The sequence below is a fragment of the Streptomyces sp. NRRL F-6492 genome (genome assembly GCF_001280125.1).
Taxonomy (GTDB): Bacteria; Actinomycetota; Actinomycetes; order Streptomycetales; family Streptomycetaceae; genus Streptomyces.
Genome location: NZ_LGEG01000080.1, coordinates 75486 through 95816, shown reverse-complemented (window position 1 = coordinate 95816; position 20331 = coordinate 75486). Strand labels below are relative to the sequence as shown.

The window sequence follows — 20331 nt, the reverse complement described above, 5'->3', positions numbered from 1 at the left end:
TACGGGGGTACGGAGGGTGCGGGGGTACGGAACGGACGGAAGGCGGCACGCGGTGGAGGTCACCTGGTGGGGTCACGCGACCTGCACGGTCGAGGACTCCGGGGTCCGCTTCCTCACCGATCCGCTGTTCGCGCGGCGGCTCGCCCATCTGCGGCGCCGCCGCGGCGCCCCGCCGCCGCCCGAGGCCGCGGCCGCCGACGCCGTCCTCGTCTCGCACCTGCACTCCGACCACCTCCATCTGCCGTCGCTCGCGCGGCTCGCGCCCGGGACGCGGCTCCTGGTGCCGCGCGGGGCCCCCGCCGCCGTGCCGGGGCTGCGCAGGCTGGCGCGGACCGGGCTGCGGCTCACCGAGGTCGAGGCGGGCGACACGGTGACGGTGGAGGGCGTGACCGTGCGGGCCGTCCCCGCACTGCACGACGGACGGCGGCTGCCCGTGGGGCCGCGCCGCGCGCCGGCGCTCGGCTACGTCGTCGAGGGCGAGGCGCGGACGTACTTCGCCGGGGACACCGGTCTCTTCGACGGCATGGCGGAGGCGGTGGGCCCGGTGGACGTGGCGCTGCTGCCGGTCGGCGGCTGGGGGCCGTACCTGGGGCCCGGCCATCTGGACGCGGGCCGGGCCGCCGAGGCGCTCGCGGAGCTGTCGCCGGCGGCGGCGGTGCCGGTGCACTACGGCACGTACTGGCCGATCGGGCTCGACGGGGTCCGGCCGCACGAGTTCCACTCCCCGGGGGACGAATTCGTACGGCACTCGGCGCGCCTGGCGCCGAAGGTGGCGGTGCACCTGCTCGGGCACGGCGAGCGGGTGCGGCCGGAGGTCGCCCGGTGATCGACGGGATCGCCCGGTTCCTCACGGCGGTGCGCGAGCTGCCGCCGGAGTCCACGCAGCAGGCGGTCGGCTATCCCTCGCTGTTCCTGCTGGTGGCGCTCGGCGCGCTGGTGCCGGTGGTGCCGACGGGCGCGATCGTCAGCTCGGCGGCGGTGGTGGCCTTCCACCAGACCTCGCCGCTGTCGCTGCTCTTCGTCTTCCTGGTGGCGGCGTTCGCCGCGTGCCTGGGGGACGCGGCGCTGTACTGGCTGGGGCGGCGCGGGGTGCACTCCGACAAGGGCTCGCGGTGGCTGGCAGCGCTGGAGAACCGGGTCACGCCGGAGCGGCTCGCGCACGCGCGGGAGCGGCTCGACACGCACCAGGTGCCGGTGCTCGTCCTGTCCCGGCTGGTGCCGGCGGGCCGGATACCGGTGATGCTGGCGTGCCTGCTCGCGGAGATGCCGCTGCGCCGGTTCGTCCGGGGGGACGTGGCGGCCTGTCTGGCGTGGGCGGCGACATACCAGCTGATCGGGATCCTGGGCGGTTCGCTCTTCCCGGAGCCGTGGCAGGGGGTGGTGGCGGCGGTGGGTCTGACGGTGCTCGTCGGCGCGGTCCCGTCGCTGTGGCGGCGGGCGCGGGGGACGCGCTCGGGCGCCCCGGCCGCCGGGGCGCCGGGTGGCGCGGAATCCGGTCCGGGACCGGGCTCCGGCCCGAACTCCGGCCCGGGGCCCGATTCCGGCTCCGCCTCGGGCTCCCCCTCCGGTTCCGGCTCAGGGCACGAGCACCCGTGAGCCGCCGATCGGCAGGTCCCACAGGTCCTCGCGGGCGAGGCCGGCCTTCTCCCAGGCGGCCCTGACCCGGGTGAGCGGTTCGAGGACCGGCTCGGAGGAGAGCACGAAGGTGGCCCAGTGCATGGGCGCCATCCGCCGGGCCCCCAGGTCGCGATGGGCCTGGACGGCCTCCTCGGGGTCGGTGTGGACGTCGCGGAGCCACCAGCGCGGGTCGTAGGCGCCGATCGGGAGCAGCGCCAGGTCGATGCCGGGGTGGCGGCGGCCGATCTCGGCGAACCAGTGGCCGTATCCGGTGTCCCCGGCGAAGTACACGCGGTGCCCGGAGCGGTCGGTGAGCACCCAGCCGCCCCACAGGGAGCGACAGGTGTCCAGGAGGGTGCGCTTGGACCAGTGGTGGGCGGGGACGAAGTCGAAGCGGACGCCGTCGAGTTCGGCCGCCTCCCACCAGTCGAGCTCGGTGACCCGGCTGAAGCGGCGGCGGGTGAACCACTGGCCGAGGCCGGCCGGGACGAAGACGGGGGTGTCCCGGGGCAGCCGCTTCAGGGTGGGGGCGTCGAGGTGGTCGAAGTGGTTGTGGCTGATGACGACGGCGTCGACGGGCGGCAGGTCCTCCCAGCGGATGCCGACGGGGGTGAGCCGGGCGGGGGTGCCGAGGATGCGACGGGACCAGACCGGGTCGGTGAGGACGGTGAGGCCGCCGACGCGCACCACCCAGCTGGCGTGCCCGGCCCAGGTGACGGCGAGGGTGTCGGGTCCCGCGGGCGGGAGCGGGCCTGGCTCGAAGGGGAGCAGGGGGACGTCGCGGAGGCCCTCGGGGCGGGGGCGCACGGCTCCTTCGCGGGCGAAGCGGGCCATGGACCGGACGCCGGGGAGGGGGGTGGTCAGCCGGTCGACGAAGGTGCGCGGCCAGTCGTTCCGCACCCGGCCGACGGGCTGGAGGAGGGATGCGGGGACCGTGGCACGGTCGGTTTCGTACGGGGCGGCTGCCGTCCGTTCGGTCATCTGTGTGCTCCGTTCCGCTCGGCGCTTCATGGCGGGCTCGTGGGGCGGCGGCGGACGGGGGCGCGGGTCACCGGAGTTCCTCCAGTGCCGCGCCGAAGTCCGCGAGGGCCCGGACCACCCGGGGAAGCTCCAGGGGGTCCTCGGCCGCCAGGGCTTCGGTCCGCTCCTCCCCCGTGGTCCCCAGGAACATGCGCGTGCCGAACCGGACCCGCAGTGCGCCGAGTTCGTCGTCGAAGCGGTGCCCGCCGACCGCCGGGGCGCCGAGCCGCCCGGTGAGGAGGTCCTCCAGTTCCGGGGAGTCGGTGACGCCCCGGGCGGCGAGACCGGCCCGCAGCGGCCCGAGGTCGGCGTAGAGGTGGCGGCCGGCCTGCGGGGGCAGGGAGAGGCCGCCGACGGCGAGGACCGCGTGGTGGGCGGCGGCGGCGAGGCGCCCGTGGACGGCGGCCGCCCGCCGGGCCGGTGCGATGACGTCCTCGGGTTCGTCGAGGGCGTGGGCGACGGCGGGGGCCACGGGGCCGGGGACGACGGAGCCGAGGGCGGTGAGGACGTCGAGGACGCGGGCCCGGGGGTCGGTCCAGCGGTCGGCGCGGGCCGGATCGGCGGGCGGGAAGCGGGCGACGGCGCAGGGCCAGGCGGCGGGGGTGAGCGCGCCGCCGAGGTCGCTGAGGACGGTGACGTCGTCCGGGCACATCTCGGCGGGGCTGACGAGCACGGTGCCGTGCGGGTCGTGGAGGGTGTCGCGCCAGGTCTCGTCGCTGACGACGTGGAGGCCCTCGGCGACGGCGGCCTCGCAGGCCTCGCGGAGGAGTTCGGGCGGGGCGACGGTGCCGGTGGGGTCGTCGGCGACGGAGAGCAGCAGGACGCGGGGGTCGCCGCCCTCGGCGCGGACCCGCCGGACGGTCTCCAGGAGGGCGTACGGGTCGGGGACGCCGCCGCATTCGGCGGGGGTGGGCACGTGGTACGCGGGGCGGCCGAGGAGCCGGGCCTGCGGGGTCCACCAGGCGGGGCAGGGGCGGGGCAGCAGGAGGTCGCCGCCGTGGGCGGCCACGAGTGCCAGGAGCAGGGCGGGGGCGCCGGGGGCGGCCACCACGTCCTCGGGGTGGGTGCGCAGGCCCCGGCGCCACCAGTGTCCGGCGGCGGCCTCGCGCAGGACGGGTCCGCCGCCGGGCGGCTCGGGGCCGGTGCGTCCGGCGGCGGCGGAGAGGAGGCCGGCGAGCACGGGCGGGACGGGCAGGCCGGTGTCGGGGGCGGGGGGACCGTGGCGCACCGGGCCGCGCCCTTCCGGAGCCTTCTGCGGCATGTCCCGTACCTCCTGAGCGCACGGGGGCGCCGGGCACGGCACCCTCGTGCCCTTTATACGGAGTCTCGGGCGTTTCCGCCGCTCGTGGAGGCGGTCCGGGGACGGGCCGAACGCTGTTCCGGGGACGGGCCGGGCGCCGGGCCGGGGCGGTGCGCGGGCCGCCCCGGGCGCGGTTCAGGCGACGGTGACGGGGTGGCGCACGACCGCGTCGAAGAGGTAGCCCTGGGTGTTGTGGACGGCCCGCTCGGGCTGGACGTTGCCGGCGGCGTCGGTGGTGCGGGAGAGCAGGGTGGCCTGCCCGGGGCGGTGCGGGCGCCACGGGGCGCTCCAGCGGACCCAGCCGTCGCGCCGGGGGGCGTCGTGGAGCTGGGCCGGGCGCCAGCGGGCGCCGCCGTCGGTGGAGACCTCGACCTTCCGGACGGGGGCGAGGGCGGACCAGGCGCGGCCGGTGAGCCGGTGGACCCTGCCCGCCTCCAGGGTGGCGCCGGAGGGGAGCTGGTAGCCGGACTTGAGGGTCTGGCGGCCGAGCGGGGCGCTGCCGCCCTCGGGGTGGGCGTCGCCGAAGAGCCGGTACCAGTCGGTGGACCAGGGCGAGGTCAGCGGGCGGGTGGAGACCTCGATGTCGCCGAGCCACTTGATGGAGGCGATGCCGATCCAGGAGGGCACGACGAGCCGGACGGGGTGACCGTGGTCGTACGGGAGGGGTTCGCCGTTCATCTCGTACGCGAGGATCACGTCGTCCAGGGCCTTGGCGAGCGGCAGCGGGCGGCGCACCCGGCCGTGGTCGACGCCGCCGGATACGTACGGGTCGTCGAGGCCGCGCGGCTGGACGGCGACGGCGTCGCGGGCGATCCCGGCGCGCCGGAGGACGTCGGCGAGGCGGACGCCGCGCCAGCGGGCGGCCCCGACGGCGCCCAGGGTCCAGGCGGTGCCGGTGACGGTCTCGCCCTGCTGGCTGGTGTAGAGGCTGCGGCCGTTCCCCGCGCACTCGATGAGGGCCGTCCGGGTGACGGACGGCAGGTCGCGCAGCTGCCCGTAGGTGAAGTGGACGGGGCCGCGGCCGTGGAGCCCGTCGCCCCAGAGCGTCAGGCGCCAGTCGCGGGCGTCGAGGACGGGGGTGGAGGTGTGGTTGCGGACGAAGAAGCGGTCGGCGGGGGTGAGGTGGCCGGTGTCCGCGAAGGCGTCGAACCGTGCCTCGGCGTTGGTGCCCCGGACGGTGAAGTGCTCGGCGGGCAGCGCCTTGACGATCCCGGGCGCGGTGGGCCCGGCCGCGACCGCCGCCCGCGCGAGGGCGGTGGTGGACGCCGCGTGCGCGGGGTCCGCGGCGGCGAGCCCGCCGAGGGCGGACGCCGCCGGGCTCGCGGCGAGCAGCTTCAGCAGGGAGCGTCGGGCGGGCACGGGCGAGTACGGCACGGGTCTCCTCGGTGGGACGGGGAAGGGGGCGACCGGACGGCGGCGCGCCGATCCTAGGGGCACGGGACACCTTCGTACGGCCCGTTCATACGCCTGTCATGGAAGGCCGGTGGAGGCCTGGCAGACGCGAGGCCGAGCCGGGGCGCCGACCCGAAAACGCGAGGACGTCCGGGCGGGGCCCGGCGCAGAATGCGGCATGTCGATACGTGAAGCGCTCCCCGGGGACGCGGCCGCCCTCGCCTCCGTGCACGTGCTGTCCTGGCGGGCCGCCTACCGCGATCTGCTCCCCGGCCCGTACCTGGCGGCCCTGGACGTGGAGGAGCGCGCCGCCGCGTGGCGCGCCCGCCTCACGGCGCCGGACCGGCCCACCGTGCTGCTCGCGACGGAACCGGGGCGGGACGGGGACGGCCGGCCGGTCGCCTTCTCCTGCTTCCGCCCGTGGCCGGGCGAGGGGTTCGCTCCCGCGCCCACGGCCGAACTGGCCGCGCTGTACGCCCTGCCGGAGGTCTGGGGCGCGGGGGTGGGGCGGGCGCTGCTGTCCGCGACCACCGGGGCGCTCGTGGCGGCCGGCTTCCGCTCGGCGGCCCTGTGGGTGTTCGCGGGGAACGAGCGGGCCCGGAGGTTCTACGGGGCGGCGGGCTGGCGGGCGGACGGCGCGACCGTACGGGAGGAGACGGGCGGCCGGGTCCTGGAGGAACTCCGTTACCGGAAGGACCTGTTGGATTGAGGTGCTGTCCACATCGCAAGACGCAGGTCTCATCATGCGGCCGGGGCGCCTACCGTGAGGGCACGCACCCACACCGAGGGAGTCGGTTCCATGACGCACGCCTCCGTACCGCCCGCGGCCCACGACACCGCCGTCTACACCCACGGCCACCACGAGTCGGTCCTGCGCTCGCACAGCTGGCGGACCGCCGCCAACTCCGCGGCCTACCTGCTGCCCGAACTGCGGCCGGGCCTGGACGTCCTGGACGTCGGCTGCGGGCCCGGCACCATCACCGCCGACCTGGCCGCGCGGGTCGCGCCGGGCCGCGTGACCGGCGTCGACGCGGCCGAGGACGTGCTGACGAAGGCCCGCGCCGTCGCGGCCGGACGCGGCCTGGAGAACGTCCGGTTCGCCGTGGCCGACGTCCACGCCCTGGACTTCCCCGACGACTCCTTCGACGTCGTCCACGCCCACCAGGTGCTCCAGCACGTCGGGGACCCGGTCCGGGCGCTGCGCGAGATGCGGCGGGTGTGCCGCCCCGGCGGGATCGTCGCGGCCCGGGACAGCGACTACGGGGCCTTCGCCTGGTTCCCCGAGGCGCCCGCCCTGGACGGGTGGCTGGACCTCTACCACCGGGTCGCCCGCGCCAACGGCGGCGAACCGGACGCGGGACGGCGCCTGTTCTCCTGGGCCCGGCGGGCCGGCTTCACGGAGATCACGACGACGGCCGGCACCTGGTGCTTCGCCACCCCCGGGGAGCGGGCCTGGTGGAGCGGCCTGTGGGCGGACCGCACGACCGCCTCCGACTACGCCGGCCTGGCCGTCTCCGGCGGCCACGCGACCGCCGGGGAGCTGGCGGCGATCGCGGAGGCCTGGCGGGAGTGGGGCGGGCGGGAGGACGCCTGGTTCATGGTCCCGCACGGCGAGATCCTGTGCCGGGTGTCCTGACGGCCGCCACCACCGCCCCGGGTCACGGGGTCGTCGGACGCGTCCGGAAGGCGATCAGCCCTCACGGGTCCGGACCCGGCCGGAGCCCGGCCGCCCCTCACGGGTTCGGGCTCGCCCCGCGCCCGGCCGCCCCTCACGGGTTCGGGCGCATGCGGAACTCGTAGGCGTCCGGCAGGGGTTCGTCGGTGAGCCGCGCCCAGAGCTCGCCGAGCGTCTCGGCGCCCTCGCCCAGGTCCGCCACCTCGAAGCCCTCGTCGAAGACGGCGCGGGCCGCGTCCGGCCGCCCCTCCGCGAGGAGGAGGCGGGCCTCCAGGAGCCGGAACGCGCCCCTCCCCCGCACCTCCTCCGGAAGGCGCGTCCACAGCTGCCGGGCCCGGTCGGTCCGGCCGGTGGCGAGCAGCGCCGCCACGGCCTCGCGGCCGAGGGCGGCGGCGGTCGCCGCTCCTCCCCCGTCCGGGTGCGCGTGGTCGGCGAAGGCCTCGGCGAACCGCTCGGCGGCCCGCTCCGGGTGCCCGTCCTCCCGGTCGGCCACGGCCAGGCAGTACAGCAGCGGCCAGGACGCCTCGGCCCCGCGCAGTCCCCGTTCCCAGCTCCGCACCGCCTGGGCGCGGTCCCCGGCGTGCCACTGGGCGATGCCGAGGTGGTACTCGGTGGAGGGGTCGGCCGGGGCGGTCTCCAGCATGTCGCGCCAGGGGGCGGAGACGAGCGGCGCGCCGGGCCCCGCGCCCTTCGCCGGGGGCGGCAGGACGCCGGTGCGCAGGAGTTCGCGCCACGGTTCCTGCTCCGGGCCGAGCGTCGACCCGGGGAAGGGCGTGCCGGGCAGCTCGTACCCTCCGCGCAGGACTTCGAGGGCTCCCCAGCCGGACCCGGCCGCGAGGACCGTCTCCGGCGCGGCGTCGGCGGCGTGCTCCCGCCAGGCGGTGTACGCGGCGTCGACGGCGGTACGGGGCAGGGCACCGTCCAGGGCCCGTTCGACGTCCGTACGGGCCGCCGTCCAGTCGTCGCCGAGCGCGGCGGCGGGGTCGGCGGCGAGCGGGCCGTACGCCTCCAGCCAGCTGAACTCCGCCTCCCCCGGCAGCTCCAGGTGTTCGAGCTGGGTGCGGGCGAGTCCGGCCTGGATCTCGGCGTAGCCGGGGGCGCCGGGTTCCGTCAGCCACTCCTGCCAGCGGCGGCCGCCGCGCCCGGTGCCCCAGACGAAGAGCTTGCGGCCGCGCAGGGCGTCGGTGGAGGTCTGGACGAGCCCGGTGCCGTCCGCGTCGAGGGCGGCGATCCAGCGCCGCTGCCCGTCCGGGAGGTCGTAGAACCAGTCGGCCGCGTGGACGCTGTTCAGCGGGTGCGTACGGTCGGTGCCGTCGTCGCCGGCGGGTACGGGCACGCGGTCCAGGCCGCGTTCGTAGCCGTGGTGCCAGGCCGCGTCGGCGGGCGCGAGGATCCGCCGGTCCTCGGGGACGGCGGTGTTGGACCACCAGTAGACGGGGGCGGGGCGCTCGTGGGGGTTGCGGATCCGGATGCCGGCGTACAGGAAGTCGGAGTCCTCGGGGAGCCACAGGTCGACCTGGAAGGGCAGGTCGCGCAGCCGCTCCCACTCCCACAGGCGGAGCATCGGGCCGCCGTCGGGGGCGCGGACGGTCGCCGCGTGCAGGGGCGAGCAGGAGAGGGCGGTGTGGCCGGTGGCGCCGACGTTCCACTCGACGCCGCCGGCGAACCAGGCGCCGTTGAGCGCGAAGGCGGCGGGCTGGAGGACGGGGTTGCGGTGGACGAGCTCGCGGCCGGTGGGCTTGTGGTGGAGGGAGTGGATCCGGCCGCCGAGGCCGGGGAGGACGGTCACCCGGAGGCGGTCGTTCTCGATCACGATCGTGTCGAGGTCCGTGGGGACGCGGTCGCGGCCGTAGCCGTCGCGCACGGGGACGGGCAGGAGGCTGCGCAGCGGCGCCCGGCCGATGCCCCGGGCCATGTCGCGCGGGAGCCCGGCGAGGGTCCGCGCGTCGACGGCGTGCGCCCCGGCGCGGGCGGGGGCGCGCAGGGCGGGAAGGGGGTTGTCCGGTCCCAGCGGGGCCGCGGGCAGCGTCAGTACGGCACGTCGTACGGTCGTCATCGCCCCATGGAACACGGTGCGATCCGTCCTGACCAGGGGTTCTCCACGTCCGGGCCGGGGAGAGGGGGCCCGGGGCGGCGCGGCCGGATATTCCGGGCGGCGCGGGGGCCCGGCGTCGTACGGTGACGGGTCGGCGCGCCACCGTGGCGGGCCGGGGAGCAGGGGCACCCGTGGCGCAGGGAGTACGAGGAATGGGCACGCAGCACACCTACCGGGTCATCGTGCGCGGTACGTTCGGCGGTCTGTCGGAGGAGAGCCGGTCCCGGCTGCTCGCCGAGGCGGACGACCACGGACTGACGGCGATGCGGTTCACGGAGGAGGGTTCGCTGACCTACGACCGGACGCTGAAGCACTTCTCGTACCGTCTGGTCGTGGTCTCCGACGCCGAGGACGGCGAGGAGATGGCGGGCGCGCTCGCGGAGGACCGGGTGGAGACGGCGCTCAAGGAGCTGGGGCACGGGTACGAGGGGCTGCGCTCGACCGTGACGGACCTCGACACGATGAAGATCAACCGCAAGCGCTGAGGCCGTCGCGCGTTCACGCCGCCGGTTCCGGGGCCGTGACCGCCCAGCGTTCGTGGTCGCGCCAGGCGCCGTCGATGAACAGCATCGCGGGCGAGAAGCCCTCCAGACGGAAGCCCGCGCGGCGGACGAGGGCGCGGGAGGCGGCGTTGCCGGGCTGGACGTTCGCCTCCAGGCGGTGCAGTTCGAGGGGCCCGAAGGCGTACTCCACGACCAGGCCCAGGGCCTCGGTGAGCAGACCGCGCCCGGCGGCGTGCGCGAAGGCGCCGTAGCCGAGGGCCCCGCTGCGGAAGGCGCCGCGGACGATGTTGTTGATGTTGACGAATCCGGCGATCCGGCCGCCCTCTCCGCGCTCGCACACCAGGAAACCGGCGCGCGCCGGGTCGCCGAGGAGCGCCCCGGAGTAGGCGGCGTACGCCTCGGGCGTGCACGGCGGGAACAGCCAGGGCCGGTGCAGCTCCCGGCTCTCGCGGGCCCGGGCGGTGAACTCGCCGGCGTCGGCGGCCGAGAAGGGCCGCAGGCCCACGCGGGGGCCTGCGGCGAGGTACGGGCCGGGGGCGTCGGGTCCTGGGACGTAGGGGTACGGGCCGGGGGCGTCGGGTCCTGGGGCGTCGGACATGAGGCCAGGTTATGCGGGCCGCCCGTACGGGGCCGGTCGACGGCGTGCGTACGGACACGCGGAACCGGTCGACGGCGGACCACCCCGTGCGGAACCCCTCAGCGGCGGGCCGTGCGGACGCGGGGCGGGCAGGTCTCGCCCCTGCGGACGACACCGATCATGACGGTGGTCCGCCGGTCGAGGTCCGCGCCCGGCGCCGGGTACTGGGTGCAGACCAGCCAGCGCGACGGCCAGAGCACCCGCCGGTCCCGGCCGCTCACGTCGTGGACGTCGAGCCGGGTCCGGCGGTCGAGGCGGGTGAAGACCCGCCACAGGCCCAGGCCCAGGAAGTCCGGCACCGTCCGTCTCCCCGGCTCGTCCCCGGCCCCGGCGGTCTCCTCCGCCGAGGTCGCCGCGACGGCCGCGAGCGCGAGGAGGGCGACCGCCCCGACGGCGGCGGCCCGCCTCACCTCCGCCTCCCGCCGGGCCGGGGCGCGCCCGCGCCCGCCGTCCGCGCCCTGTCCCGGGGACTCATCCGTTCCGGCCCTCGCCTCGTCATGTCGTCCTGTCGCCTCGTCGCCCTGTGGGCCCCGTCGCCCTGTGGCCCTGTCGTCCGTACGGTCCGTACCGGCCGCCGCCGTGGGACCAGAATGAGGGGGGCGGGGCCCCTCCGTGACGGCGAGGAGAGCCGTACGGGTGACTTGTCAGACAACACGGCCCGACTACCGTGGTGCCGGAGGCGGGTCCGACGACGAGAAGAGGAGAGGCCGTGGCGGTCAGCGGACAGCGGCGGCGGCCGGTCGTGGCGCTCTACGAGCGGATCGCGGACGCCGTCCACGACGGCACCTACCCGCCGGGCTCCACGCTCCCCTCCGAGCCGAAGCTCGCGGCCGAGCTGGGCGTGAGCCGGCCCGCCCTGCGCGAGGCGCTGCTGCTGCTCCAGGAGGACGGCGTCCTCACCGTGCGGCGCGGGGTCGGCCGGACCGTGAACGACCGCCCGCCCCGGCGCGGGTTCGAGCAGGTCCAGCCGCTGGAGGAGCTGATCGGCGGGGGCGCCCCGCTCCGCGTGCGGGCGCTGCTGCGGACGGTCGAGGAGCCGACCGACTTCACCACCCAGCACCTGCTCGCCCCGGCCCGCGCCGAGCTGCGGTTCTGGGAGTCCGTGCTGTCCGGGGAGGGTGCGGCGGCGGCCCTGAGCCACGAGTGGGCGGCGGCCGACGAGCTCCTCGACCGGGTGCACCCCGAGTTCGCGGGGGCCCTGCGGAGGGCGGACGCCGACGGACACCCCGCCGTCTCCATGCTCTCGGTCCTGGTCGGGGCCTCGCGCGAGACGGCCCTGGGCGCGCACAGCGGCATCACGGCGACGCTGCTCGGGCGGCGGCGCGGGGACCAGCTGGGGCGCCCCGCGGACACCCCCGCCGTCCTGGTCACCCAGATCGTACGGGTCGGCGAGGTCCCGGTCCTGGCCGCCAAGCACATGCTGCCGACGGGGGCGCCCGCGCTGCCGGTGCTCCAGTCCCACTGAGCGGCCCGCCCCGGTCCCGGCCCCCTGTCGGGGGCGTCACAGCGCGCCCGCGCTCCGTGGCGTACACTTCCCCGCCATGCACTTGTCTGACAACCTCACCGCGTCCGCCGCCGCCCCCGTCTCCGACTGGATCCGGCGGGCCCCCAAGGCCGTCCTCCACGACCACCTCGACGGCGGGCTGCGCCCCGCGACCATCGTCGAGCTGGCGCGCGAGTGCGGTTACACCGCGCTGCCGACCGAGGACCCGGCCGAGCTCGCGGTCTGGTTCCGGGACGCCGCCGACTCCGGTTCGCTGGAGCGGTACCTGGAGACCTTCGCCCACACCTGCGCGGTGATGCAGACCCGCGAGGCGCTCACGCGCATCGCGGCCGAGTGCGCCGAGGACCTGGCGGCGGACGGCGTCGTCTACGCCGAGGTCCGCTACGCCCCCGAGCAGCACCTGGAGGGCGGTCTGACCCTCGACGAGGTCGTCGTGGCGGTCAACGACGGCTTCCGCGAGGGCGAGCGCCGTTCCGGCGGCCGCATCACCGTCCGCACCCTGCTGACCGGCATGCGCCACACGGACCGCTCCCTGGAGATCGCGCGGCTCACGGTCGCGCACCGGGACGACGGCGTGGCGGGCTTCGACATCGCGGGCGGCGAGATCGGCAACCCGCCGGCCCGCCACCTCCCCGCCTTCCAGCACCTCAAGCGGGAGAACTGCCACTTCACGATCCACGCCGGCGAGGCCGTGGGCGCGGAGTCGATCCACGAGGCCGTGCAGGTCTGCGGCACCGAGCGGATCGGCCACGGCGTGCGGATCACGGACGACATAGCCGAGGACGGCACGCTGGGCCGGCTCGCCTCGTACGTCCGGGACAACCGGATCGCCCTGGAGGTCTGCCCGACCTCCAACCTCCAGACGGGCGCGGCGAAGGACTACGCCACGCACCCGATCGACGAGCTGCGCCGTCTGGGCTTCCGGATCACGCTCAACACGGACAACCGGCTGGTCTCCGGCACCACCATGAGCGAGGAGTTCCAGCACATGGCGGACGCCTTCGGCTACGGCCCGGAGGTCTTCGAGGAGTTCACGGTCGCCGCCCTGGAGGCCGCGTTCCTGCCGCTGCCGGAGCGCCGGCGGCTGATCGACGAGGTCGTGCGCCCGGGGTACGCGGCGCTCTGAGGACCGCCGGAGGGGCGGGTCCGCGCGTGGTGCGCGGGCCCGCCCCTCCGGGTTCTCGGGGTTACTTCGCGAAGCCGTAGTCGAGCAGCTTCTTGACGTCCGCCGTCCGGTTCGCCTCGGACGACGAGGCCAGCACGGTGCCGATGACCGTCTTGCCGTTGCGGGTGGCCGCGAAGACGAGGCAGTACTTGGCCTGCGGGCCCGAGCCGGTCTTCACGCCGATCGCGCCGCTGTACGTGCCGAGGAGCTTGTTCGTGTTGGTCCACGACATGTACCGGTAGCCACCGGTCTTCGTGGTCACCTTCTGCTGCGTGGACTTCGTCGCGACGACGGTGCGGAACGTGGAGTTCTTCATCGCACTGCTCGCGAGCTTCGTCAGGTCGCGCGGGGTCGAGTAGTTCTGACCATTGCTTATTCCGTCGAACGAGTCGAAGCGGGTGTTCTTCATGCCGAGGTTCTTGGCCTCGGTGTTCATCTTGCCGATGAACGACTTGACCCGGGCCGCGCGCGTGGTGCCGGTGCCGAACTTGTCGGCGAGCGCGTAGGCGGCGTCGCACCCGGACGGCAGCATGAGGCCGTAGAGGAGCTGGCGGACGGTCACCTTGTCGCCGACGATGAGCCGGGCCGAGGAGGCGTTCTTCGCGACGATGTAGTCGCTGTAGGCCTTGTCGATCGTGACCTTGGCGTCGAGGTTGAGGCCCTTCTGGGCGAGCACCACCTTCGCGGTCATGATCTTCGTGGTGGACCCGGTCGACCGGCGGGTGTCCCCGGCCTTCCCGTACAGCGTCGCGCCGGTTCCGTTGTTCATGACGAAGCCGCCCAGGGCGGTGATCGTCGGGACGGCCGGCGCGGCGTGCGCCTGGCCTGCGAAGAGGCCGCCGGCCAGGACGGCCGAGGCCGTGAACGCCACCGTCACGGCGCTGCGCACCCCGAGTGTGGGAGTTTTCAAAATCTTCTGCCCTTGGGTCGATGCCTTCCGGATCCACACGGACCCGGCGCACACAAGACGCACGAGGGGTCCCGATGGATGTACGGCCGGGCCATGATTTTTCTCGCGTTCCGGCGCCGCCCCCCACGGGCCGGGGAGGCGGCGCCGGAACGCCCGGGATCAGGCGCGGCAGCGCAGCATCGTCAGCGGCGGATTGGCGTCGTGGTCGGCCCAGAACTCCTCGCCGTACGCGCCCACGCCGGCCTCGGAGATCTCCAGGGGCACCTAGGCGATCTCGCCGAACCCGGCCGCCCGCAGGCTCTTCTCCAGGACCTCGCGGCCGGGCGGGTTCGCCTCGAACGAGATCGGCGGGTCGAGGAGCGCGGTGAGCCTCTCGCGCGGCCCGATCTCGGTCTCCTCGCCGAGCGATTCGCACAGGAAGCCGTACTTGGCCAGGGACGGCCCGCCGAAACGGAAGTCCGGGTTCTGCGTGAAGACGAAGAACTCGGCCCCGTCCGCGACGCTGCGGTGGACGTTCCGGCACATCCGCTCGATGGTGGCGACGCTGTCGGCGTAGTTGAACAGCTGGACCGCGACCGCGATGTCGAAGGGCTCGTCGAAGGCGCGCAGCTCCGCGACGTCGCCGACCTCGTACCGGGCGCCCAGCGGTTCGGCGTCCTCCAGGGCCCGGGCCGCGTCGACCATCGCCCCGGAGATGTCGACGCCGAGGACGTCGGACGCGCCGCGGCGCTTGAACTCCCGGCTGTAGAAGCCGGTTCCGGAGGCCAGGTCGAGGACGGACCTGCCCTTCACGTCCCCGACGAGGGCGAGGAACGCGGGCACCTCCCCGTAGCGCGCGAGGGGGAGGCCCTTGAACCCCTCGAAGGCCTCGCCGATCCCGTCGTACAACTGACCGCTCATCGTGCCGTTCCCCTCGCCGTGGCGTCGGCCTTCGGGCAGGCCGCGGCCCTCGCCGTGAAGTCTCTCCCGGGCCGTCCGGGGAGCCGTACTGGCGGAACCCACGAAGACGGCCGGGTCGTTTCGTCGTCGTGCTCGGCACCGGCACGGCGAAGGGGCCTCGACGGAACCCCTCAGCGCAGGGCCGGTACGTCGAGGGTGAGCGTCCCCGCGTCCGCGTCGAGCACCGCCGGCACGCCGAGCGGCACGGTGAGCGCGGTCGTGCCGTGACCGAAGCCCAGCTCCTCCACGACCGGCACCCCGAGACCGCCGAGCCGGTCGGCGAGCACCGCCCGGACCTCCTCGTACGGGCCGCACTCCGCCCAGGAGCCGAGCGCGACGCCCGCGACCCCGTCGAGCCAGCCGGAGCGCAGCAGTTGGGTGAGGATCCGGTCGAGGCGGTACGCCTCCTCCCCCACGTCCTCCAGGACCAGCAGCCCGCCGCGCGCCGAGGGCCGGGCGTGCGGGGTGCCGAGGTCGGCGGCGAGGAGGCTGACGCAGCCGCCGAGGGTCACGCCCCGGGCGCGGCCCGGCACCAGCGCCCGCGCCGTCTCCAGGCCCAGGGTCCGCACCGACTCGGGCTCGAACAGGGTGGCCCGCAGGGACTCCCGGGTCCGCGGGTCGGAGAGGAACGTGCCCGCGGCGGCCATCGGCCCGTGCAGGGTGGCGAAGCCCGCGCGGACGGCGAAGGCCTCGTGCAGGGCGGTGACGTCGCTGTAGCCGACGAAGACCTTGGGCCCGGCCGCCCGGACCGCCGCCCAGTCGACGAGGTCGACCATGCGCTGGGCGCCGAACCCGCCGCGCGCGCAGACGACGGCGGAGACCGAGGGGTCGCACCAGGCCGCGGTCAGGTCCCGGGCCCGCGCCCGGTCCGCGCCCGCGAGGTACCCGAGGCCGGGGTGGACGTCCAGGACGTGCGGGGCGACCACCGGCTCCAGGTCCCAGCCGCGCAGCACGTCGAGCCCCGCCCGCAGCCGCTCCTCGGCGACGGGCCCGCTGGGGGCGACGACGGCGACCCGCGCCCCGGGCCGGAGCCTGGCGGGCCGCTCCGGGGTGCCGACGGCGAGCGGCTCCCGCGCCCCGCGGCCGGTCACGTGCGGTACTCCAGGGCGGGGACGTCCGTGCGGTCGAGGCCGAACACCTTCACGTACAGCGACAGCTCGGCCTCCAGGGCGCGGACCAGGGTGTCGGCCCCGCGGAATCCGTGGCCCTCCCCCTCGAAGGCGAGGTAGGCGTGCGGGACGCCCCGGCCCGCCGTGCGCGTGAGGAAGCGCTCGGCCTGCGCGGGCGGGCAGATGACGTCGTCGAGGCCCTGGAGCAGCAGGAAGGGGGCCGTGATCCGGTCGACGTGCTCGATGGGCGAGCGCTCCTTGTACCGGCCCGGGACCCGGTCGAAGGGGCCGACCAGCCCGTCGAGGTACCGGGACTCGAAGTCGTGGGTCTCGTCGGTGGCCCAGCCCCGCAGGTCGAGGACGGGGTAGACGATCGTGCCGCAGGCGTAGACGTCCGTGCCGGCGAGGGAGGCGGCGGCCGTCCAGCCGCCCGCGCTGCCGCCGCTCACGGCGAGCCGTGCCGGGTCGGCCGTGCCCTCGGCGGCGAGCGCCGTCGCGACGGCCGCGCAGTCCTCGACGTCGACGACGCCCCACTGCTCGCGCAGCCGCTCCCGGTACTCCCGGCCGTAGCCGGTCGAGCCGCCGTAGTTCACCTCGGCGACGCCGATGCCCCGCGAGGTGAAGTAGGCGATCTCCAGGTCGAGGACGAGCGGGGCGTGCCCGGTGGGCCCGCCGTGGACCCGGATGACGTACGGGGGCAGTTCCCCCGCGGGGGCGGTGAAGCCGGGGTGGCGGGGCGGGTAGAGCTGTGCGTGGATCCCCCGGCCGCCGGGCCCGGTGAAGGTGCGGACGCGGGGCTCGGGGCAGTACGCGGGGTCGACGGCGTCGGTGTGCGCGGCGCCGACCACGCGGGCGCGGCCGGTGCGGGTGTCGAGCTCGACGAGTTCGTAGGAGCTGTGCGGTCCGGCGGCGACGCCGACCACCCGGGTGCCGTGGACGGCGAGGGAGGGGGCCCACTCGGTCCAGGGGCCGGCGGCGTCGACGAGGTCGCCGCGCTCGGGGTCGAGGATCCCGAGCGATGTGGTGCCCGTGCCGTGGACGACGGCGACGAGCCCGTTCTCCAGGGGCGCGAACCAGTCGAGCCCGATCTTCCAGAGCGGGCCGCCGAACTCCTCGGGGCGGGGGCAGAGCGCGACCGGTTCGGACAGGGTGCCGTCGTCGCCGACCGAGGCCCGGTAGAGGTTCCACCAGCCGGTGCGGTCGCTGACCAGGAGCAGTCGGCCCGCCGCGTCCCAGTCGACCTGCGGGATCGACTCGGCCGGCCCGCCGGCGACGGTCCCGACGTCCCGGAAGGTGCCGTCGGGGCCGACCTCGGCGAGCAGGACCTCGGTGCCGTCCCACGGCATCCGGGGGTGGTCCCAGCCGATCCAGGCCGCCCGGGTCCCGTCCGGGGAGAGCCGGGGGCCGGTCACGAACCGGTGCCGCTCGCCGGTCAGTTCGCGCACGGCGGCGCGGTCCCCGGCGGCCGAGCCGTCGAGCGGTACGGCTGCGGGCACCCGGCGCACGTCGGTCGGCGCGGGTCCGGTGAACTCCTCCAGGACGCACCACACCTCGCCCCGGTCCGGGTGGACCACCGGGTCGACCCAGCGCAGTCCGCCGCCGACCGGGGAGACGGGGGTGAGCGGCCGGGGCTCCGCGCCGGGCCCAGTGTCGGGCTCGTACGCGTACAGCCGCTGGTCGGGGAAGTGGCAGAACACCACGAGCGGGCCGTCCCCGGGGCGGTCGGCCGCCGCCCAGGGCCGTCCGCCGTACTCGACGACCCGGCTGCGGACGTTCCACGGGGCGGGCAGCACGGTCTCCTCCGTGCCGTCGGCGCGCCGGCGCACCAGGGCCCGGCGGCCGTCCTCGGCGGGCCGTGGCGCGGTCCACCACAGCTCGTCGCCGACGGCGCCGGGGTATTCGGGCCGTCCGTCGTGCGCGGCGGCGAGCGCCGCGTCGACGGGCGAGGGCCAACTGCCGTAGGCGGCCGTGTTCATCGTCTCCGCTCCCCCTGTCACAGGTCCGTTCCCCCTCGTGTGCTCGGGTGTGCTGCCGTGTCCCGCGTGCCGTGCGTGTCCTGCCTGTCCCGCGTGTCCCGCGTGTCCTGCCTGTCCCCTCTTCTAGGCGGACTTCAGATAGTGGTCGAGCACCCGGACGCCGAAGTGGAGGGCGTCCACGGGGACCCGCTCGTCGACGCCGTGGAAGAGCGCCGCGTAGTCGAGGTCCGGGGGCAGCTTCAGCGGCGAGAAGCCGTAGCCGGTGATGCCGAGCCGGGAGAACTGCTTGGCGTCGGTGCCGCCGGACATGGTGAACGGCACGACGTGCCCGTCCGGGTCGAAGCGCTCGACGGCGGCCCGCAGTCCGGCGAAGGTCGGCGAGTCGACGGGGGCCTCCAGGGGCACCTCGCGGTGGTGGAACTCCCACTCCACGTCCGGCCCGGTGAGCCGGTCCATCGTCTCGGCGAACTCCTCCTCGCCGCCCGGCAGCATCCGCCCGTCCACGTAGGCGACGGCGGTGCCCGGGACGACGTTGACCTTGTAGCCGGCGTCGAGCATCGTCGGGTTGGCGCTGTTGCGGACGGTCGGCGCGACGAGGGCGGCGGCGGGTCCGAGCTTGTCGAGGAGGAGGTCCGTGTCGAAGTCGGGGGCGTGGGTGTCGACCTCGATCCCGTACAGCGCGGCCAGCTCGGTGAGGGCGGCGCGGACGGTGGTGGTGAGCCGGACGGGCCAGGTGTGGGCGCCGATCCGGGCGACGGCGGCGGCGAGCCGGGTGACGGCGTTGGCCGTGTTCACCTTGGAGCCGTGGCCGGCGCGGCCGCGGGCGGTGAGCTTGAGCCAGGCGGTGCCCCGCTCCCCCGCCGCGATCGGGTAGAGGGTGGTGCCCGGCTCCGGGTGGAAGCTGAACGCCCCGGACTCGCTGATGCCCTCCGTACAGCCCTCGAAGAGCGCCGCGTGCCGGTCGGCGAGGAAGCCGGAGCCGTCGGCGGCGCTGTCCTCCTCGTCGGCGGTGTAGGCGAGGACGACGTCCCGGCGCGGCCGGACGCCCCGGCGGGCCCAGGAGCGGACGACGGCCAGGACCATCGCGTCCATGTTCTTCATGTCGACGGCGCCGCGCCCCCACACGAGGCCGTCGCGGACCTCTCCGGAGAAGGGGTGGACGGCCCACTCGGCGGGGTCGGCGGGCACCACGTCCAGGTGGCCGTGGACCAGGAGCGCGGGGGCCGTGGGGTCGGTGCCGGGGATGCGCGCCACGACGTTGGTGCGGCCGGTGGTCCGCTCCAGGAGGGTGGGCTCGATCCCGGCGGCGGCGAGCCGCTCGGCCACGTACTCGGCGGCGGGGCGCTCGCGGCAGTCGCCGCCGCCCCGGTTGGTGGTGTCGATGCGGATGAGCTCGGAGGTGAAGGTGACCACCTCGTCGAGCGCCGTCGCGTCCGGTTCCCGGACCTCCTCAGCCATACTGCTCCTCCACGGCGGCGGAGACGATGGTCGTGACCGCCTTGAACGTACGGATTGCCTCGTACATGGTCCCGCTCGTGTACGCGACGCGCCGCTCCCCGCTCCGCGCCACGCCGGGGACCACCGTGGCGGCGGCGCCCAGGTGCTCGGCGTCGAACTCGACCTCCACGGTGAAGGGGCCGCCCCGGACCGGTTCGTACCGCACGGCGAGCGCGGCGCCGGCCTTCGCCGCGGCCCGGATGTCGGCGGCGGTCCTGGCCGGGGGGCGGCACACCGCCGCGTACCGCGAGACGTGGTCCTTGACGGCGACCTTGGGCGCCTCCGGGGCGTAGCCGAGGGCGTCCTCGCAGGTCAGGTCGTCGCCGGTGACGAGGACGACGGGGACGCCGTACTCCGCGACCACCTGGGCGTTGAGCAGTCCCTCGCTCGCCCGCTCGCCATTGAGCCAGACCCCGGTGATGGAGTTGGCGAGGTAGGTGTGGGCGAGGACGCCCTCGGTGCCCGCGCCCGTGTGGTAGCCGACGAAGGCGATGCCGTCGACGTCGCCGTGCTGGACGCCCTCGACCATGGAGAGGGACTTGTGCCGGCCGGTGAGCATCTCGGCCCGCTCGTCGAGCCGCTCCAGGAGCAGGTTCCGCATGGTCCAGTGCGCCTCGTTGACGATCACCTCGTCCGCGCCGCCGTCGAAGAAGCCGAGCACCGCCGCGTTCACGTCGGACGTGAACATCGAGCGGCACCGCTCCCACTGGGGCGTGCCGGGCAGCACGTCGGCGGGCCAGGTCACACCGGTCGCGCCCTCCATGTCGGCGCTGATGAGGATCTTCATGCCTGGCACCGTACGCGGCACCCGGCCGCCCTACCACCCCTGTGGATAACCACCGTTGGAGTGGACCAATGGCACGGACCGGGCGGCGGTACGGGCGACCCGGCGGCTTCCGGTCGTCTCCCGCGCGCCGGACCGCTGAAACGGGTGAAACTTCACCAAGGGGTGTGTATAGGCTGTCGGCCGCAGTCCTCGCACCCGACCCTCG

The 20331-nt window shown here is 75.7% G+C and carries 18 protein-coding genes and 1 pseudogene; 7 read left to right on the top strand and 12 right to left on the bottom strand.

Annotated features, from left to right (window positions below; all coding sequences use genetic code 11):
• Positions 1 to 52 precede the first annotated feature (52 nt).
• Together ADL08_RS09270 and ADL08_RS09265 are read left to right on the top strand one after the other, a co-directional pair.
• Entirely contained in the window at positions 53 to 826 is a 774-nt protein-coding gene (locus tag ADL08_RS09270) for an MBL fold metallo-hydrolase (RefSeq protein WP_053641591.1), read from the top strand.
• A gap of 29 nt (positions 827 to 855) precedes the next feature.
• Positions 856 to 1452, top strand: a pseudogene (locus tag ADL08_RS09265) (DedA family protein); the annotation flags it as partial.
• Between the two features lie 123 nt (positions 1453 to 1575).
• On the opposite strand, the gene ADL08_RS09260 reads toward ADL08_RS09265, so the two are convergent.
• From ADL08_RS09260 to ADL08_RS09250, 3 genes are all read right to left on the bottom strand, one after another.
• Positions 1576 to 2598 (bottom strand): MBL fold metallo-hydrolase, encoded by a 1023-nt coding sequence (locus ADL08_RS09260; protein ID WP_078968257.1) that lies wholly within the window; start codon positions 2596 to 2598, stop codon positions 1576 to 1578.
• Between the two features lie 67 nt (positions 2599 to 2665).
• Entirely contained in the window at positions 2666 to 3898 is a 1233-nt protein-coding gene (locus ADL08_RS09255; protein ID WP_053641588.1) for an aminotransferase class I/II-fold pyridoxal phosphate-dependent enzyme, read from the bottom strand.
• A gap of 174 nt (positions 3899 to 4072) precedes the next feature.
• On the bottom strand, positions 4073 to 5311 hold the full coding sequence (locus ADL08_RS09250) for a sulfite oxidase (RefSeq protein WP_078968256.1): 1239 nt from the start codon (positions 5309 to 5311) through the stop codon (positions 4073 to 4075).
• 196 nt (positions 5312 to 5507) lie between these two features.
• On the opposite strand from ADL08_RS09250, the gene ADL08_RS09245 reads away from it, so the two are divergent.
• Positions 5508 to 6038, top strand: a complete 531-nt coding sequence (locus ADL08_RS09245) for a GNAT family N-acetyltransferase (protein ID WP_053641587.1) — start codon at positions 5508 to 5510, stop codon at positions 6036 to 6038.
• 90 nt (positions 6039 to 6128) lie between these two features.
• Positions 6129 to 6965, top strand: coding sequence for a methyltransferase domain-containing protein (locus tag ADL08_RS09240; protein ID WP_053641586.1), 837 nt, complete (start codon positions 6129 to 6131; stop codon positions 6963 to 6965).
• Between the two features lie 133 nt (positions 6966 to 7098).
• Here ADL08_RS09240 and ADL08_RS09235 read toward each other — a convergent pair whose 3' ends face one another.
• Positions 7099 to 9060 carry a DUF5107 domain-containing protein gene (locus ADL08_RS09235; protein ID WP_053641585.1) on the bottom strand — a complete coding sequence of 654 codons (1962 nt, stop codon included), beginning with the start codon at positions 9058 to 9060 and terminating at the stop codon, positions 7099 to 7101.
• A 191-nt stretch (positions 9061 to 9251) separates the two neighbouring features.
• Between ADL08_RS09235 and ADL08_RS09230 the strand changes: the two genes are divergently transcribed.
• Positions 9252 to 9584, top strand: coding sequence for a DUF6204 family protein (locus tag ADL08_RS09230; protein WP_053641584.1), 333 nt, complete (start codon positions 9252 to 9254; stop codon positions 9582 to 9584).
• A gap of 13 nt (positions 9585 to 9597) precedes the next feature.
• On the opposite strand, the gene ADL08_RS09225 is transcribed toward ADL08_RS09230, so the two are convergent.
• Together ADL08_RS09225 and ADL08_RS09220 are read right to left on the bottom strand one after the other, a co-directional pair.
• Positions 9598 to 10200, bottom strand: a complete 603-nt coding sequence (locus tag ADL08_RS09225) for a GNAT family N-acetyltransferase (RefSeq protein ID WP_078968255.1) — start codon at positions 10198 to 10200, stop codon at positions 9598 to 9600.
• Between the two features lie 98 nt (positions 10201 to 10298).
• Positions 10299 to 10649: a hypothetical protein gene (locus ADL08_RS09220; RefSeq protein WP_053641582.1), complete on the bottom strand. Its 351-nt coding sequence runs from the start codon at positions 10647 to 10649 to the stop codon at positions 10299 to 10301.
• A 299-nt stretch (positions 10650 to 10948) separates the two neighbouring features.
• Between ADL08_RS09220 and ADL08_RS09215 the strand changes: the two genes are divergently transcribed.
• Together ADL08_RS09215 and ADL08_RS09210 are read left to right on the top strand one after the other, a co-directional pair.
• The gene (locus ADL08_RS09215; protein ID WP_053641581.1) at positions 10949 to 11704 is read left to right on the top strand and encodes a GntR family transcriptional regulator; all 756 of its coding nucleotides are present in this window, start codon (positions 10949 to 10951) and stop codon (positions 11702 to 11704) included.
• 76 nt (positions 11705 to 11780) lie between these two features.
• Positions 11781 to 12869 carry an adenosine deaminase gene (locus ADL08_RS09210; protein WP_053641580.1) on the top strand — a complete coding sequence of 363 codons (1089 nt, stop codon included), beginning with the start codon at positions 11781 to 11783 and terminating at the stop codon, positions 12867 to 12869.
• A gap of 61 nt (positions 12870 to 12930) precedes the next feature.
• Here the strand turns inward: ADL08_RS09210 and ADL08_RS09205 are convergent, their stop codons facing one another.
• The 6 genes from ADL08_RS09205 to ADL08_RS09180 form a co-directional block, all read right to left on the bottom strand.
• Complete coding sequence (locus tag ADL08_RS09205) at positions 12931 to 13797, bottom strand: D-alanyl-D-alanine carboxypeptidase family protein (RefSeq protein WP_234352065.1); 867 nt, start codon at positions 13795 to 13797, stop codon at positions 12931 to 12933.
• Between the two features lie 285 nt (positions 13798 to 14082).
• Positions 14083 to 14718, bottom strand: coding sequence for a class I SAM-dependent methyltransferase (locus ADL08_RS09200; protein ID WP_324610442.1), 636 nt, complete (start codon positions 14716 to 14718; stop codon positions 14083 to 14085).
• A gap of 170 nt (positions 14719 to 14888) precedes the next feature.
• The gene (locus ADL08_RS09195) at positions 14889 to 15848 is read right to left on the bottom strand and encodes a S66 peptidase family protein (protein ID WP_053641579.1); all 960 of its coding nucleotides are present in this window, start codon (positions 15846 to 15848) and stop codon (positions 14889 to 14891) included.
• Positions 15845 to 17842, bottom strand: coding sequence for an LpqB family beta-propeller domain-containing protein (locus ADL08_RS09190; protein ID WP_053641578.1), 1998 nt, complete (start codon positions 17840 to 17842; stop codon positions 15845 to 15847). The genes ADL08_RS09195 and ADL08_RS09190 overlap by 4 nt, the downstream gene beginning before the upstream one ends.
• 123 nt (positions 17843 to 17965) lie before the next feature.
• Positions 17966 to 19300, bottom strand: coding sequence for a M20/M25/M40 family metallo-hydrolase (locus ADL08_RS09185; RefSeq protein ID WP_053641577.1), 1335 nt, complete (start codon positions 19298 to 19300; stop codon positions 17966 to 17968).
• Positions 19293 to 20126 carry a M55 family metallopeptidase gene (locus ADL08_RS09180; RefSeq protein ID WP_053641576.1) on the bottom strand — a complete coding sequence of 278 codons (834 nt, stop codon included), beginning with the start codon at positions 20124 to 20126 and terminating at the stop codon, positions 19293 to 19295. The genes ADL08_RS09185 and ADL08_RS09180 overlap by 8 nt, the downstream gene beginning before the upstream one ends.
• Positions 20127 to 20331: the final 205 nt, after the last annotated feature.

Coding starts and splice junctions, on each gene's coding strand:
- ADL08_RS09200 (WP_324610442.1), bottom strand. CDS start 14,718: ATGAGCGGTCAGTTGTACGACGGGATCGGCGAGGCCTTCGAGGGGTTC.
- ADL08_RS09210 (WP_053641580.1), top strand. CDS start 11,781: ATGCACTTGTCTGACAACCTCACCGCGTCCGCCGCCGCCCCCGTCTCC.
- ADL08_RS09180 (WP_053641576.1), bottom strand. CDS start 20,126: ATGAAGATCCTCATCAGCGCCGACATGGAGGGCGCGACCGGTGTGACC.
- ADL08_RS09245 (WP_053641587.1), top strand. CDS start 5,508: ATGTCGATACGTGAAGCGCTCCCCGGGGACGCGGCCGCCCTCGCCTCC.
- ADL08_RS09230 (WP_053641584.1), top strand. CDS start 9,252: ATGGGCACGCAGCACACCTACCGGGTCATCGTGCGCGGTACGTTCGGC.
- ADL08_RS09190 (WP_053641578.1), bottom strand. CDS start 17,842: ATGAACACGGCCGCCTACGGCAGTTGGCCCTCGCCCGTCGACGCGGCG.
- ADL08_RS09255 (WP_053641588.1), bottom strand. CDS start 3,898: ATGCCGCAGAAGGCTCCGGAAGGGCGCGGCCCGGTGCGCCACGGTCCC.
- ADL08_RS09235 (WP_053641585.1), bottom strand. CDS start 9,060: ATGACGACCGTACGACGTGCCGTACTGACGCTGCCCGCGGCCCCGCTG.
- ADL08_RS09225 (WP_078968255.1), bottom strand. CDS start 10,200: ATGTCCGACGCCCCAGGACCCGACGCCCCCGGCCCGTACCCCTACGTC.
- ADL08_RS09185 (WP_053641577.1), bottom strand. CDS start 19,300: ATGGCTGAGGAGGTCCGGGAACCGGACGCGACGGCGCTCGACGAGGTG.
- ADL08_RS09260 (WP_078968257.1), bottom strand. CDS start 2,598: ATGACCGAACGGACGGCAGCCGCCCCGTACGAAACCGACCGTGCCACG.
- ADL08_RS09240 (WP_053641586.1), top strand. CDS start 6,129: ATGACGCACGCCTCCGTACCGCCCGCGGCCCACGACACCGCCGTCTAC.